Raw genomic sequence first — 14,525 nt, forward strand, 5'->3', positions numbered from 1 at the left:
ATTCCTTGATTTCTCAGCAAACCTAAACGGGGCCGCCGCTGGCCCTTTTGCCATTTCCCCTTCAGTTTTCAAGGAGTTTCACCGTGTCGGTTGAACGTACCCTCTCGATTCTCAAGCCGGATGTCATCGCCAAGAATGTCGTCGGCCAGGTTATTGCGCGCATCGAGAGCGCCGGACTCAAGGTCATCGCCGCGCGCATGACGCATCTCACGCAGGCTGAAGCCGAAGGCTTTTATGCCGTGCACCGCGAGCGCCCGTTCTTCGGCGATCTCGTCAAGTTCATGATCAGCGGCCCGGTGGTCGTGATGACGCTCGAAGGCGAGAATGCAGTCGCGACCTATCGCGACATCATGGGCGCCACCGATCCGAAGAAGGCCGCCGCCGGTACGATCCGCGCCGATTTCGCCGACTCGATCGATGAGAACGCCGTCCACGGTTCGGACAGCCTCGAGAACGCCGCGAATGAAATCGCGTACTTCTTCCGCAGCATCGAGCTCTGCCCGCGCACGCGCTGAGCCTTTGATGACGAGCCGTCAACACTCGCTGCTCCCGCTTCTCTCGGCCCGCTTGCCGGGCACTGGGCGGGCGGGGGCGGGTGTTTGCGGTTCGCGCCGGGCGTCGAGTTTCAACCAAAGCCCCACCTCACCCAGCCCTCTCCGCCCCAGGGCGGAGAGGGTGCTTGTGTCTTGTCCGGCCGCGTGTGCAGCAAGTCGCTTTGCGCTCCCGGACGTCCGTGCGCAGTGGGACGGGCTCAGAGCGGCGGGCGCTTGCGAGTCGCGTCGGGTGTCGAGTTTCAACCAAAGCCCCACCTCACCCAGTCCTCTCCACCCCAGGGCGGAGAGGGTTGTTGTGTCTTGTCCAGCCGCGCGTGCAGCAAGTCGCTTTGCGCTTCCGAACATCCGTGCGCAGTGGGACGGGCTCAGAGCGGCGAGCGCTTGCGATTCGCGTCGGGTGTCGAGTTTCGACCGCATCCCCGCGTCACCAAACCTTATCCGCCCTGGAGGGGACAGGGTTCTTGTGTCCCGCGCCACTGCCGGTGCGGTGAGTAATTTCGTGCTCCCCTCCGCCCGCTTGCGGGGGGAGGGGTTGGGGGGAGGTGGGTGCTTGCGATCCGCGCCGGGCGTCGGACTTCGGCAAGGTCCGCGTTTCGCTTCGCCGGCAGGCGGACAGGACTTTTCCGGATGCCGCATCGCATGACCACGAACGTCGTCAATGCGGGGCTGGCAGCAGCGCCGAAACAGATCAATCTGTTTGGCCTGGACCGCGAGCAACTGCGCGCGCGGTTCGCGGAAATGGGCGAAAAGCCGTACCGCGCCGACCAGATCATGTTGTGGATTTACCGGCGTGGCCGGAATTCGTTCGACGAGATGACGAATATCGGCAAGGAGCTGCGGATCAAGCTCGCGCAGCACTTTGTCATTCGCACGCCGGAACTCGTTACCGAACAAGTGTCGACCGACGGCACCCGCAAATGGGTGCTGCGGCTGGATGGTGGCAATGCCATCGAGACCGTCTACATTCCCGAAGAAGGGCGCGCCACGCTTTGCATTTCATCGCAGGTCGGCTGCGCGATGGACTGCAGCTTCTGCTCGACTGCGCAGCAGGGACTGAACCGCAACATGACGACGGCGGAAATCATCGCCCAGGTCTGGTTTGCGGCGCGCACGCTGGGCGGCGATTTCCAGAACGATCGCGTGATTTCGAACATCGTGTTCATGGGCATGGGCGAACCGCTGGCGAATTACGCTGCGGTGCTGGCGGCGATCCGCATCCTGCTCGACGACTTCGGTTTCGGTCTGTCGAAGCGCAAGGTCACGGTCTCGACCTCCGGGCTGGTGCCGTTCATGGATCGCCTGCGCGAGGAAGTCGATACCGCGCTGGCGGTGTCGCTGCACGCGCCGAACGACGCGCTGCGCAATGAGCTGGTGCCGATCAATCGCAAGTATCCGATCGCCGATCTGCTGGCCGCCTGCCGTCGCTACACGGCCGGCAAGGATCGCAAGGCGCACATCGTCTACGAATACGTGATGCTCGACGGCGTCAACGACAAACCCGAACACGCGCGCGAGCTTGCAAAGCTGCTCGGCGGCATGTCGGCCAAGGTCAATCTGATTCCGTTCAACCCGTTCCCCGGCGCGCCGTACCAGCGTTCGAAGCCGGAAACGATTGCAGCGTTCTCGAAGATCCTGCGCGATCGCAAGGTGTTCGCGACCACGCGCAGGACGCGCGGCGACGATATCGACGCGGCCTGCGGGCAGCTCGTCGGCAAGGTCGAGTCGAAACAGAAGAACCGTCTGCGCGGCATTCCGGTGGCGGTGCAGTGATCCGCAGGCCGCCAAGCCGTTCGCTGGTCGCATCCCCGCGGCGCGGGGCCCCTGCTCGGGCGCTCGCGTCTTCCTGCGGTCAGCTCGTCGGCAAGGTCGAGTCGCAGCAGAAGAACCGTCTGCATGGAATTCCGGTGACCGCGCAATGAGCGCCCGTCGCGTTCTTGTTGCGCTGATTCCGGCCTTGCTGCTCGGTGCCTGTGCAAGCCCGGCCGAACGCGCCGCGCAGCGCAACATCGCGCAGATCAATACGCAGCTGGGCGTCAATTACGCGCGTGAAGGGCAGTACGATCGCGCGATCGAGAAGCTGCAGGCGGCGGTCGCCGCGCGCAACGACTATGCGCCCGCGCATTCGGCACTCGCGGTGATCTACCAGTCGCGCGGCGAGTCCGATGCGGCCGAGAAGGAATATCGCCGTGCGCTGGCGCTCGATGGCAGCGATCCCACGGTCAAGAACAATTTCGGCGTGTTCCTCTGCGAGCGGGGCAAGAACGACGAGGCCCGCGCGTATTTCATGGACGTGGTCAACGACGTTCGCTACCCGGCGCCGCAAGAGGTCTGGACCAACGCCGGGATCTGCGTCAAGAAGAAGGATCCGAAGCTCGCCGAGCATGATTTTCGCGAGGCCCTGCGGATCAAGCCGGACTACCGTGACGCGCTGGCGCAAATGGCCTTGCTGAGTTTCGATCAGCAGGATTTCCTGCGCACGCGTGCGTTCCTGCAACGTTACGATCTGAAGCAGAGCGCGACGCCGGAGTTGCTGGGTGTCGCGGCGCGCACCGAATACGCGCTCGGCAATCGCGAAGGCGCGCTGGAATTCGCGCGTCGTGTCGTGCAGGAATTCCCCGCATCCAAAGAAGCTGAACTGTTTGCCGATTGGCAGCCATGACTACAGAACCCAACGAAAACGAAGTGGTAACGGAAGCAGCAAGCGCGGCTGAGGTCGCAAGCCCGGCTGCGGCGCTCAGCCCCGGCACGATGATTCGCGAAGCGCGTCAGGCCCAGCGTCTGTCGGTCGATGACCTGGCGGCGCACACCAAACTGGCGCGTGCAACGGTCGAGGCGCTGGAGCGCGACGATTTCGGTGCCCTGCTGGAGCCGGTCTATGTCCGCGGTTATTACCGCAAGTGCGCCAAGGTTCTCGGTGTCGACGAGAAAGCGCTGATCGACGCCTATGCGTCGCGCGTTGCGCAGCGTGCACCGCAGGCGCCGGCCAAGCTGCGCCTGGCGTCCGGAACCGAGCTCGGTTCCAGCAGCCGTCTGCCGATGGCGATGGCCGTGCTGTTCGTGATCATCGCGGTGGCCATCTGCGCATTCCTGTGGTGGGTGCGTGGTGCAACGTCGAAGTTCGATACGGCCCGCCCGGGGCTGCCGTCGATCAATGCGACGCCGAGTCCGGCAGCACCGAGCGCACTGACGCCGCTGGCCAGCGATACCGTGGCGGCGCCGGCTGAAAGTGCAACGGCGGGTGCGGCGCAGGGCAATGCGATGCCGCCGGTGCCGCAGGCGGGCGAATCCGCGGCGCCGGCCGGTGAGGCGGCCGCGAACAGTGACAATCCGGTGCCGGCCTCGGCAGCGGCGGTCGGCAGCGGCAGGCTGCAGCTGGTCTTCACCGGTCAGTCCTGGGTTCATATCACCGACGCCAGCGGCAAGACCCTGCTCGATGGTCTGATCGCATCCGGAGCACGACGCGGACTGGATGGCCAGCCGCCGTTCGAGCTGGCGATCGGCAAGGCATCGGCGGTCAGCGTCCAGTTCGACGGTCAGACGGTCGATCTGCAGCCGTACACGCGTGACAACGCGACCGCGCACCTGAAGCTGCCGGCAACGCCCTGAACACCGTCTTGCCGAGGTAGACACATGGCGATGACCAGTCACCACCAGATCGAACGTCGACTGTCGCGGCAGATTCGCGTCGGCCGCGTCGCCATCGGCGGCGGCGCACCGATCGCGGTGCAGACCATGACCAATACCGACACCGAGGACGTCGCCGCGACCGTCGCGCAGATCCGCGCCGCGGTGAAATCCGGCGCCGACATCGTGCGTGTGTCGGTGCCGACACTGGCCGCCGCCAAAGCCTTCGGCGAGATCAAGAAGGAAGTCGGCTACGTGCCGCTGGTTGCCGACATTCACTTCAACTACAAGTGTGCGCTCGCGGCGGCCGAGGCCGGCGCCGATTGCCTGCGCATCAATCCCGGCAACATCGGCAGCGACAAGAAGGTTTCGGAAGTCGTGGCCTGCGCGCGCCATCACGGCGTGCCGATCCGCATCGGCGTCAATGCCGGTTCGCTGGAAGCCGAGCTGCAGGAAAAATACGGCGAGCCGAATGCCGATGCGCTGGTCGAATCGGCGCTGCGCCACATCGAGATTCTCAAGCGGCACAACTTCGAGGACTTCAAGGTTTCGCTGAAGGCCAGTGAAGTGTTCCTGACCGTGTTCGCGTACCGCAAACTCGCCAGGCTGATCGACCAGCCGCTGCATCTGGGCATCACCGAAGCGGGCGGTCTGCGTGCTGGCGCCGTCAAGAGCTCGATCGGGCTGGGCATGCTGCTGGCCGATGGCATCGGCGACACGATCCGCGTCTCGCTGGCTGCCGATCCGGTCGAGGAAGTGAAGGTCGGCTGGGACATTCTCAAGTCCCTGCATTTGCGTTCGCGCGGCATCAATCTGGTCGCCTGTCCGTCGTGTTCTCGCCAGAATTTCGATGTGATCAAGGCGGTCACCGAACTCGAATCGCGTTTCGACGAGGTCGACGAGCCGCTCGATCTGGCGGTGATCGGCTGCGTCGTCAATGGCCCCGGCGAAGCGCGCGAGGCGGCGATCGGTGTCGCCGGCGGCTACCCGAACTCGATCTACGTGGACGGCAAGATCCAGCACAAGGCCCACAATGCCGAGCTGGTCGATGTGCTGGAAAAGCTGGTGCGCGAAAAACTGGCGCAGCGTCGCGCGGAGCGCGCGGCGGCGGTGGACCGCAACGCAGAAGACGCCGAAACGGCGCACTCCTAGATCATGGCGAATCTCTTCCGATCCGTTCGCGGATTCAATGACGTATTGCCTCCCGATGCCGCCGCCTGGCAGCAGCTGTACCGGATTGCCGCCGAAGTTTTCGCGGGATACGGGTACGGCGAGATCAAGCTGCCCTTGCTGGAGCAGACGGCGCTGTTCAAGCGCTCGATCGGGGAGGTCACCGACATCGTCGAGAAGGAGATGTTCAGCTTCGTCGATCGCGAGGGCGACAGCTTGAGCCTCCGTCCGGAAGGCACCGCGTCCTGCGTGCGCGCCGGTCTCGAACATGGTCTGCTGCACAATCAGCAGCAGCGGCTCTGGTACGCGGGCCCGATGTTCCGTCACGAACGGCCTCAGGCGGGTCGCTACCGCCAGTTCCATCAGTTCGGAGTGGAGGCCTACGGCATGGCCGGGCCGGACATCGACGCCGAGGTGATCGCCCTGTCGGCGCGTCTGCTCAAGCGACTCGGCCTTGGCGATGTGACCCTGGAGCTCAATTCGCTGGGTGGCAGCGACGTGCGTCTGCGCTATCGCGAAGCCCTGCTCGAATTCCTGTTGCGGCACGAGTCGTCGCTGGACGCCGATTCCCAGCGGCGGGTGCGTACCAATCCCCTGCGCGTGCTGGACGCGAAGTCGGCGCAGACCCAGGCGATTCTCGCCGACGCGCCGAGTATCGCCGAGTCGTTCGACGACCACGCCCGCGCCCATTTCGACGGCCTGCAGCAGGCACTTGGCGATCTGGGCCTGGCTTTCACGATCAATCCGCGGCTGGTGCGTGGCATCGACTACTACACCAGCACCGTGTTCGAATGGACCACGAGCCAGCTCGGCGCCCAGGGCACCGTGCTCGCCGGTGGCCGCTACGACGGCCTGGTCGAGCAGCTCGGTGGCAGCTCGACGCCGGCGGTTGGCTGGGCCTGCGGCATCGAACGCCTGTTGCTGTTGATGAAGGCGCAGGGCGTGGCGATCGACAGCGGTGCGGCGCACCTCTATTTCTGCTCGCTGGGCGATGCTGCGCAGCGTGCGGCGGGACAGCTGGCGGAGCAGCTGCGCGACGCCGATCCGTCGCTGCGGGTGGTGCTGAACGCCGGGGGCGGTAAACTGGCCGCCCAGCTCAAGCGCGCCGACCGCAGTGGTGCACAGTTCGCGCTGGTCCTCGGTGACGCCGAAGTCGAGGCTCGTACCGTTCAAGTAAAATCGCTGCGCGGCGAGCCCGGCAGCGGCGCTGCGCAACAAATTCTGCCTTGGCCGGAACTGGCGAGTCGCCTTGCCGGTCTTGTGAAGCACTGAAGAATCAATACCAAGAGTATCCATTCGTGACTACGCATTACGACGACGAAGCACAGGCCGAACAGCTCAAGCTCTGGTGGAAGGAAAACTGGATGGCGCTCGCCGCCGGTCTGGTGATCGGCCTGGCCGCGATCTTCGGATGGGAGGGCTGGCAGAACCACAAGACGCAGCGCGCCGCCGACGCGTCGCAGATGTACGAAGAGCTCAAGCAGGCGCTCGCCGACGGCAAGGCCGATGTCGCCAAGCCGCTGGCCGACAAGCTGGTTGCCGAATACACGGATACGCCGTATGCCGCCGGCGCGCAGCTGCGCATGGCGGCCGACGCGGTCAAGAACAGCGAGTTCGATGATGCCGCCACGCGCCTGCAGTGGGTGCAGACGCATGCCAGGGACGACGGCCTGCAGCAGATCGCCGAGCTGCGCAGTGCGCGCGTGCTCTGGCAGCAGGGCAAGCTGGACGACGCCCTGAAGCTGGTCGACGGCAAGACCGGCGCGTTCGCGCCGCTGTTCGACGAGCTCAAGGGTGACATCAAGCTGGCGCAGGGTGACCGCAGTGCCGCGCGCAGCGCCTATCAGAAGGCTTTCGCCGCGACGCCGGAGGATCAGCCGAGCCGCAAGCTGTTGCAACGCAAACTCGACGATCTCGCCGACACGGAGCAGTCATGAGGCGCACCTTGCGGGATCATGCCCGCGTCGCGGCTGTCGTCGCGCTGGCGCTCGGCGCGGTGGCGCTGGTCGGCTGCTCGAAGAAGAACCTTCGCAAGCCTGCCGAGCTTCAGGACATCGTCAATCCGGCCATCAAGCTGCAGACCGCCTGGACCGCATCGGCAGGCAACGGCGGCGGCAAGTACTACAGCGAAATGACCCTGTCGCTGGCGCCGGACGCGCTGTTTGCGGCGGACGTCGAAGGTCGCATCTTCGCCTTCGATCCGGTCAAGGGCGAGCGGATCTGGACCGCTGATACCCGGAAGCGCCTGATTGCCGGACCGACGGTCAGCGGCGACGCGGTGCTGGCCGGCACGATGGATGGCGAGCTGCTCGCAGTGAAGCGTGCCGACGGCAAGCCGATGTGGTCGTCGCGTCTGGCCAGCGAGGCGCTGTCGCCGCCGGCCGGTGACGGCGATCGCGTGTTCATGCGCACCGGCGACGGCAAGATCTACGGTCTCGAAGCGACGACCGGCACCGAGCAGTGGATGGTCGATCGCAGCGAACCGAGCCTGACCCTGCGTGGCCTGTCGCCGCCGCTTGCGGTCGGCAACCGTGTGTATGTCGGTCTCGACAACGGTCGCGTGCTGGCATTGCGGGCGAGCGACGGGCAGGTCGCCTGGGAGCAGGTGGTGTCGGCGCCGACCGGCCGCAACGAGCTCGAGCGCATCACCGATATCGACGCGCCGCTGCTGTCCGACGGCGGGCAGCTGTACGTGGCGAGCTACGGTGGCGAGATCGCCTGCCTCGATGACGACACCGGCCAGATTCTCTGGCGCCATGCCGTCAAGAGCTACAGCGGCATCGCGCGTGTCGACAACACGATCGTGGTGACCGACGACGACGGTACCGTCTGGGGTCTGGATGCGACCAGCGGCACCGAGATCTGGAAGAACAGCGATCTCAAGTATCGTCAGCTGTCGGCGCCGGCCGTGTTCAAGGGCTACGTCGTCGCCGGCGATTTCAAGGGTTATCTGCACTGGTTCGACGCCAAGGACGGCCATCTGGTCGCCCGCACCCGTGTCGGCAGTGACCCGATTCGCGTCGCGCCCGTGGCCAGCGATGATCTGCTGTACGTGCTGTCGAGCGAGGGACGCATCGCGGCGATCAAGATCGAGCTGCGCTGAAAGCCTGAACTGAACGACGGAGGCGGGCAGGGCCGACCAGGCCCTGCCCGCCTTTCTTGTTGTACCGGCATCACCGACAATCATCCCTTCATGAGCGACAAGCTGCCCACTCTCGTACTCGTCGGCCGACCCAATGTCGGCAAGTCGACGTTGTTCAATCGCCTGACCGGTACGCGCGACGCGCTGGTCGCCGATCTGCCGGGGCTGACGCGCGATCGCCAGTACGGCAGCGGGGTGTTCGATGAGCGTGCTTTCATCGTCGTCGACACCGGCGGCCTGATGCCGGACTCCGGCGATCCGCTGGCCGCGCTCGCCGAGGAGCAGGCGCAGCTGGCGCTGGCGGAAGCCGACCACATCCTGTTCCTGGTCGACGTGCAGCAAGGCCGTACCGGCGCCGACGAATCGATCGCGCGTCACCTGCGCAAGTTCGGCAAGCCGCTGACACTGGTCATCAACAAGTCCGAAGGCTATCCGCGCACCAGCGCCACTGCGGATTTCTATGCGCTGGGTCTGGGTGAACCGCTGACGATCTCGGCCGAACAAGGGCAGGGTGTCGACGCGCTGCTGCGTCAGGTGCTGGAGAAGTTGCCGGTGGTGGCGCCGGAGCCGCCGGACGACGACGGTACCGTGCGGGTCGCGATCATCGGTCGGCCGAATGTCGGCAAGTCGACGCTGATCAATCGCCTGATCGGCGAGGAACGGGTGCTGGCGGCCGACTTTCCCGGCACCACGCGCGATGCGATTGCCGTGCCTTTCGAGTACGACGGCCACCCGTACACACTGATCGATACCGCCGGCATCCGTCGCCGCGCACGGGTCTGGGAGGCGGTCGAGAAGTTCTCGATCGTCAAGACCCTGGGCGCGATCGAGCGCGCGCACGTGGTGATCGCGGTGGTCGATGCGCAGAGCGATATCGGCGAGCAGGACGCCAAGCTGATGGGGCTGGTCGCGCAGCGTGGTCGCGCCATGGTGTTTGCCGTCAACAAGTGGGATGGCCTGGACAGCGGCGAGCGCGAACGCGTGCGTTATCAGGTGTCGTTGAAGCTGCCGTTCCTGGACTACGCGCCGCTGCATTTCATTGCCGCGAAGCACGGGTCGGGACTCGGCGAACTGATGGAAGATGTACAGCTGGCGTACGAGTCGACGACCCGCGAATTCTCGACGCCGGAGCTGAACCGCATTCTTGGCGAGGTCGTCGAAGCGCATCCGCCGCCGGCGGTGCTGGGCCGCCGCATCAAGTTGCGCTATGCGCACCAGGCCGGCAGCAACCCGCCGCGGATCATGGTGCACGGCAACCAGACCGACAAGCTGCCGGACCACTACAAGCGCTATCTCGCCAACCAGTTCCGTGCACAGCTCAGGCTCAAGGGCGTGCCGCTGTTGATGAGCTTCAAGACCGGCGACAACCCATTCAAGGACAAGAAGAACGAATTGACGGGTCGGCAGATCAAGAAGAAGCGCCGGCTGATGGCGCGCGTCAAGAAGCGCTAGGTGTAAAGGTTCGAGGCGTCAGGCACCGTCACGGCGTGCCGGGCAGCAAGCCGCCTTCGGCAGTGTCGCGCGCAAGGCACCTGAGGGGCTTTTCGCAGGGCCGCGTGCATCGCACACATCCCGGCGGGCAATTCAGGATGCTGTCTGCGCGCGCCATACCGCTCGCAGGCGCGCGGGTCCGCGTCCGCGATCGAGCGCCGTGATCAGCATCAGGCAGCCACACGCCGACAGCAGCACGCTGGCGAGGAACATCGGTGCATAGCCGAACAGCTGGGCGACGACACCGGCGCTGAGCGTGGCCGCACCCTGCGCGATCACGACCGCGCAGGCCAGCAGGGTGTAGTCGCTGCTGGCGTGCTCGCGATCGGCGGCGTCCATCATCAGGGTGAACAGTGCGACGGTCGCGGCGCCGCCCAGCACGTGCTCGGCGATGCAGGCACCGGCGATCAGCGGGTAGGCACCGATGCCGGATGCCGCAGCTGCATACAGGGCAAGACTCAGGGTCTGGCTCAGGCCGCCGATCAGCAAGGCGGTGCGCCGACCGAACGAGAATGCGAGCCAGCCGCCGGCCGCGGCACCCAGCAAGGCCGCTGCCGAAGCCAGCGTGCCTTTCAGCCAGGCGATCTGCGCAAGGCCCAGGCCGGCATCCTTCATGAACGGGCCGACCAGCGCCGCGCCCATCGAATCGCCGAACTTGTAGAAGCAGATCAGCATTGCAAACATCGGAAAGCCCGGCTGGCGCAGGCGACGCAGCCACGCGTGTCGTGCCGGAGCGACCTCGACTGCCGGCGCACGTGGTGTTTCGTGCAGCCCCAACACCGGCAGCACGGTCAGACCCAGCAGGATGGCCATCGTCGCGAACATCGGCCGCCATCCGGCCAGACCGTAGATCCACAGCAGCAGACCGCCGCCGAGCACCATGCCGAGCCGATAGCCGCCGACCTGAATGCCGTTGGCAAGGCCGCGGTCGCGCGGTCCGAGCAGGATGACGGCGAGGCCATCGGTGACGATGTCCTGTGTGGCCGCCAGCAGGTTGAAGATCAGCAGCGCTACGAAAACCAGGCGCAGCGAGCCTGAAAAGTCGATGCCGGCGAGCAGCGCGGCGCCGATTGCGCTCGCCAGCTGCAGCGGCAGCAGCCAGCGCCGACGTGTGCCGTAGCGATCGACATACGGTGCCCACAGGAATTTCAGCGCCCAGGGCACGAACAGGAAGGTCGTGGCACTGATGCTGATCAGCGAATAGCCGGCGTCACGCATCAGGACCGGCAGCGCCTGTGTAAAAAATCCGTAGGGCAGGCCCTGGGCGAGGTACAGCGCGGAGAACAGCAGCAGCCTGGCGCCGCGTGTCACCGGTGAACTTACAGCTTCGTCGTGCGCGGGATTCGTGATTCGCCATCCGCCGCCGAACGCGACACGCCGGCGGTGACGACGAAGCGCATCGCATCCTCCAGGCTCATGTCGAGCGGCGTCAGGAATTTGCGCGCAATGAAGACCGTATGGCCGCCGATCTGGTAGCTCATCGGCAGGTAGACGGCAACGCAGTCTTCGTCGTCGGCGATCTCGAAACGACTCAGGTCCTCGACCGTGATGAAGCCGACCATGCGCACCGGCTGGCCCGGCCACTGCAGCATGACGACCTTGCCGAGCTTCTGTCCGCCCTTGTTCGAGACCAGCTCGGTGAGATCGCGGACCGCGCCGTAAATGGTCTTGATCAGCGGGATGCGATGCAGGTTCTGGTCGATCCACGCCAGCACCTGCTTGGTCACCAGCCCCTGCATCGCGACACCGACGACGAAGATCAGCGCAATGCCGCCGACCAGTCCCATGCCGCGACGATAGGCGTCGCTGGGCAGCACGACGCTGAGCATGCCGCCCAGCACCGATTCGGCGGCGCCGATCAGCCACATCACCAGACTGATGGTGACCAGAATCGGCAGTACCGCGAGCAGGCCGGTGAAGAATATCGACGTCGCCTTGCGCATGGTGGCGCGCGCGGCGTCGGACAGCAGCGGACGTACGGCCATTACACGCATCTCCAGCTGAAGCGGCCGATCGCGGCGCCGTCGAGAACGATCTCGTCGCCCGCGACCAGCGGACCGACGCCCTTGGGGGTGCCTGTATAGATGATGTCGCCGGGCGCCAGCGACCAGGTTTGCGACAGGATGTGAATCTGCCGCGCGACCGGATAGAGCATGTCGCGCGTGTGTCCGTGCTGGCGCAGTTCGCCATTGACGTGGCAGGTGAATTCCAGGGCCTGCAGATCCTGTCCGAGGTAGGGCCTGAAGTCGCCCAGCGGTGCGGCGCCGTCGAAGGCCTTGGCCAGTTCCCAGGGCTTGCCCTTGTTCTTCAGTTCGGTCTGCAGATCCCGCAGGGTCAGGTCGAGCCCGAGCGTGATGCCGGCGACGCAATCGAGCGCTTCGTCGAGCGGAATGTCGCGACCGCCGCCCGTCAACTGCACGACGAGTTCGGTCTCGTGATGAATGCTGCCGCGCTGCTTCGGCAGTTCGATCGCGCGGCCTTCTTCGACGATCGCCGACGGTGGCTTGAGAAAAATCACACATTCGCCGTCCGGCGCGTGGCCGAGATGGGCGAGTTCTGCAACATGCTCGGCGTAGTTCTTGCCGATGCAGAAGATGCGTCTGACGGGGTTCATGAAGTAGGGGAGCAGAATCTTCGGCCCAGTATAAGCTGGCCCTGGCGGATGCCGGGTGCCCCGCGACCAGATTTGCCCTTGCGTCGCAAGCTCTTTCGGCTGATGCGAACTTGATCAGGTCGGCTCGGCGTGATTGGCCAGGCGCCCGTGGTTCTTACGCACCCTAACGCCTGATGGGCGCAGACGCGATTTCGGCGGCGAATCGGTATCCATAGCCGTGCGCGGTCTTGATGATGCACTGGTTGTCGTCGCGAAGCGCTTCGCGCAGGCGACAGACACACTTGGTGACAGCGGTGTCATTGAGCACGCGCCCCGGCCAGACGGCGTCCAGCAGTTCCTCTTTGGTCACTACGTCGCCAGCATGCCAGAGGAGATAACGGAGGACCTCGAGCGGTTTACGTTCCAGATTGATGAGCGTGCCGGCGACGCTCAGTTCGAGACTGCCCTCGTTGAACACTGTGTCGCCAAATTGCCAGATCGTGGTGCTGGAGTTCGCAAGTGCAGGTGATCCGGATTCGGGCGTATGTCTGGCCTGATACAGGGTCGGCTGCTGTCGCAGTAGTGACTGGATGGCATAGACCTGCAGTGGGGCGCCCAGACCGGCAACCGGAAGTTCGCCGTGTTTTACGCAGCGAATCTCGTCGTGGACCAGCGCCCAACTCGAATGACTCATCAGCACACCCCCTGGCTCGCATTGGCTCTGCAGGTGCTTGGCGAGCCTCGTTTGCACACCAATGCCGGCGTACAGCTTGCGGCCGGCCGAGCCAAAGTCACCGACACTGGCATACCCCGTGTTGATTCCTATGCTGATCTGGAATGGACGGTTCAGCCCGTATCGCGACCACATGTCGCGTAGGTTTTCTATGCAGTCCTGCATCTCGAGCGCCATGCGAGCGGCGCGCAGGGCGTGATCCCGGTCGCTGGTCGCACGAGGGGCGCCGAAGAAGACCATCACGCCATCGTCCACGATCTGGTTGACGGTGCCGCCGTGACGATCGGCGATTGCCACCATGTCCGCGATGTACTGCGCCAGTATGGAAGCGAGATCTTCAGCCTCCAGCTCCTCCGCTGCGGCCATGAACTGCTCGACGGCGGCGTAGACAACGGTCAGTTTGAGGCGTTCCGGTTTGGCACTCTCCACGTAGTGGCCCGACGCAATCTGGTCGCCGAGCTGGGCTGGTACATAGCGGCGAATCAGGCGGTTGGCCTGTTCCAGTGCCTCGTGCGCCGCCAGCAGCCGACGCTGCTGAGCGCGCTGAGTTCGCTGAAATAGAACGCATAGCGAGGTGACGAAGCCAAGCAGGATCAGAATGTGCATCGATACTGCGGTAAACCAACGTGGATCGTTCTGAACGTCAATCTGCCGGGTCAAGATGGCAGGCGCATAAGGCAACAGCTGTGCGATTTCCAAGGTGCCGACAATGCCCATCCACACCACAAGGTTGCAGAAGCCAAAAAGTCCGATCCACTCGTCCAAAACCAATGTCCACAGGATCACGATCGCCGGGTAAATGGCCACCAGCGGCGTGCCCATGGTTCCGAACAGGTGCAACAGTCCGACGATGAAAGGGGACTGCACCGCAGCGAAGAGATAGGCTGCCCACTTGCCTTCCCGGCCAGCCCGACCGGCGGGGATCGCCGTCGCCGTGACGGCGATCTGCACGACGATCCACGTGCTCATGTAGTGATCGATCAGGCCAAGGTCCAGCGCCGATCCTCGGCTCGCCCCGAAGATCAATTCGTTCGCTACTACGGCCAGTGTCGTGGTCAGCGCGCCAGTGAAGCCGAGCAACAGCAGCCGACGGCTCGTCGGCCAGTGAATAAAGCCGCGCAGATGCGCTCGAATGACCATGCGTCCCCACCCAGCAGATGCACGCAGCTTAGCGCGGCGTATGGCTAAAAAGTGCGCAACACTGTGCGCTCTGTCACA

Annotated in this window: 13 protein-coding genes; 9 read left to right on the forward strand and 4 right to left on the reverse strand. The window is 64.8% G+C overall.

Annotated elements, in window-relative coordinates; all coding sequences use genetic code 11:
- Window positions 1–83 precede the first annotated feature (83 nt).
- From ndk to der, 9 genes are all read left to right on the forward strand, one after another.
- Entirely contained in the window at window positions 84–515 is a 432-nt protein-coding gene (gene ndk, locus G7Y85_RS07210; RefSeq protein WP_166254132.1) for a nucleoside-diphosphate kinase, read from the forward strand.
- 678 nt (window positions 516–1,193) lie between these two features.
- A complete protein-coding gene (gene rlmN / locus G7Y85_RS07215) occupies window positions 1,194–2,324 on the forward strand; it encodes a dual-specificity RNA methyltransferase RlmN (protein ID WP_166254135.1) in 1,131 nt (376 codons plus the stop codon).
- 145 nt (window positions 2,325–2,469) lie between these two features.
- Window positions 2,470–3,213, forward strand: coding sequence for a type IV pilus biogenesis/stability protein PilW (gene pilW / locus G7Y85_RS07220; RefSeq protein ID WP_166254138.1), 744 nt, complete (start codon window positions 2,470–2,472; stop codon window positions 3,211–3,213).
- Window positions 3,210–4,160 carry a RodZ domain-containing protein gene (locus G7Y85_RS07225; protein WP_166254141.1) on the forward strand — a complete coding sequence of 317 codons (951 nt, stop codon included), beginning with the start codon at window positions 3,210–3,212 and terminating at the stop codon, window positions 4,158–4,160. Before pilW ends, G7Y85_RS07225 begins: the two co-directional genes overlap by 4 nt.
- 30 nt (window positions 4,161–4,190) lie before the next feature.
- Window positions 4,191–5,330, forward strand: coding sequence for a flavodoxin-dependent (E)-4-hydroxy-3-methylbut-2-enyl-diphosphate synthase (gene ispG, locus G7Y85_RS07230; RefSeq protein ID WP_166254664.1), 1,140 nt, complete (start codon window positions 4,191–4,193; stop codon window positions 5,328–5,330).
- Window positions 5,331–5,333: 3 nt separating this feature from the next.
- The gene (gene hisS / locus G7Y85_RS07235; RefSeq protein WP_166254144.1) at window positions 5,334–6,620 is read left to right on the forward strand and encodes a histidine--tRNA ligase; all 1,287 of its coding nucleotides are present in this window, start codon (window positions 5,334–5,336) and stop codon (window positions 6,618–6,620) included.
- A 26-nt stretch (window positions 6,621–6,646) separates the two neighbouring features.
- Window positions 6,647–7,285, forward strand: coding sequence for a YfgM family protein (locus tag G7Y85_RS07240; protein ID WP_166254148.1), 639 nt, complete (start codon window positions 6,647–6,649; stop codon window positions 7,283–7,285).
- The gene (gene bamB, locus G7Y85_RS07245) at window positions 7,282–8,451 is read left to right on the forward strand and encodes an outer membrane protein assembly factor BamB (RefSeq protein WP_166254151.1); all 1,170 of its coding nucleotides are present in this window, start codon (window positions 7,282–7,284) and stop codon (window positions 8,449–8,451) included. Before G7Y85_RS07240 ends, bamB begins: the two co-directional genes overlap by 4 nt.
- A 90-nt stretch (window positions 8,452–8,541) precedes the next feature.
- The gene (gene der / locus G7Y85_RS07250) at window positions 8,542–9,942 is read left to right on the forward strand and encodes a ribosome biogenesis GTPase Der (RefSeq protein ID WP_166254154.1); all 1,401 of its coding nucleotides are present in this window, start codon (window positions 8,542–8,544) and stop codon (window positions 9,940–9,942) included.
- 132 nt (window positions 9,943–10,074) lie between these two features.
- Here the strand turns inward: der and G7Y85_RS07255 are convergent, their stop codons facing one another.
- The 4 genes from G7Y85_RS07255 to G7Y85_RS07270 all read right to left on the reverse strand — a co-directional run bounded on the left by G7Y85_RS07255 (window position 10,075) and on the right by G7Y85_RS07270 (window position 14,447).
- A complete protein-coding gene (locus tag G7Y85_RS07255) occupies window positions 10,075–11,292 on the reverse strand; it encodes an MFS transporter (protein ID WP_166254157.1) in 1,218 nt (405 codons plus the stop codon).
- 8 nt (window positions 11,293–11,300) lie between these two features.
- Window positions 11,301–11,966 (reverse strand): DUF502 domain-containing protein, encoded by a 666-nt coding sequence (locus G7Y85_RS07260; RefSeq protein ID WP_166254160.1) that lies wholly within the window; start codon window positions 11,964–11,966, stop codon window positions 11,301–11,303.
- Window positions 11,966–12,595: a fumarylacetoacetate hydrolase family protein gene (locus G7Y85_RS07265; RefSeq protein ID WP_166254163.1), complete on the reverse strand. Its 630-nt coding sequence runs from the start codon at window positions 12,593–12,595 to the stop codon at window positions 11,966–11,968. The genes G7Y85_RS07260 and G7Y85_RS07265 overlap by 1 nt, the downstream gene beginning before the upstream one ends.
- A 163-nt stretch (window positions 12,596–12,758) precedes the next feature.
- On the reverse strand, window positions 12,759–14,447 hold the full coding sequence (locus G7Y85_RS07270) for a winged helix-turn-helix domain-containing protein (protein ID WP_166254166.1): 1,689 nt from the start codon (window positions 14,445–14,447) through the stop codon (window positions 12,759–12,761).
- Window positions 14,448–14,525: the final 78 nt, after the last annotated feature.

The sequence above is a fragment of the Solimonas terrae genome, assembly GCF_011067135.1.
GTDB classification, from domain to species: domain Bacteria; phylum Pseudomonadota; class Gammaproteobacteria; order Nevskiales; family Nevskiaceae; genus Solimonas; species Solimonas terrae.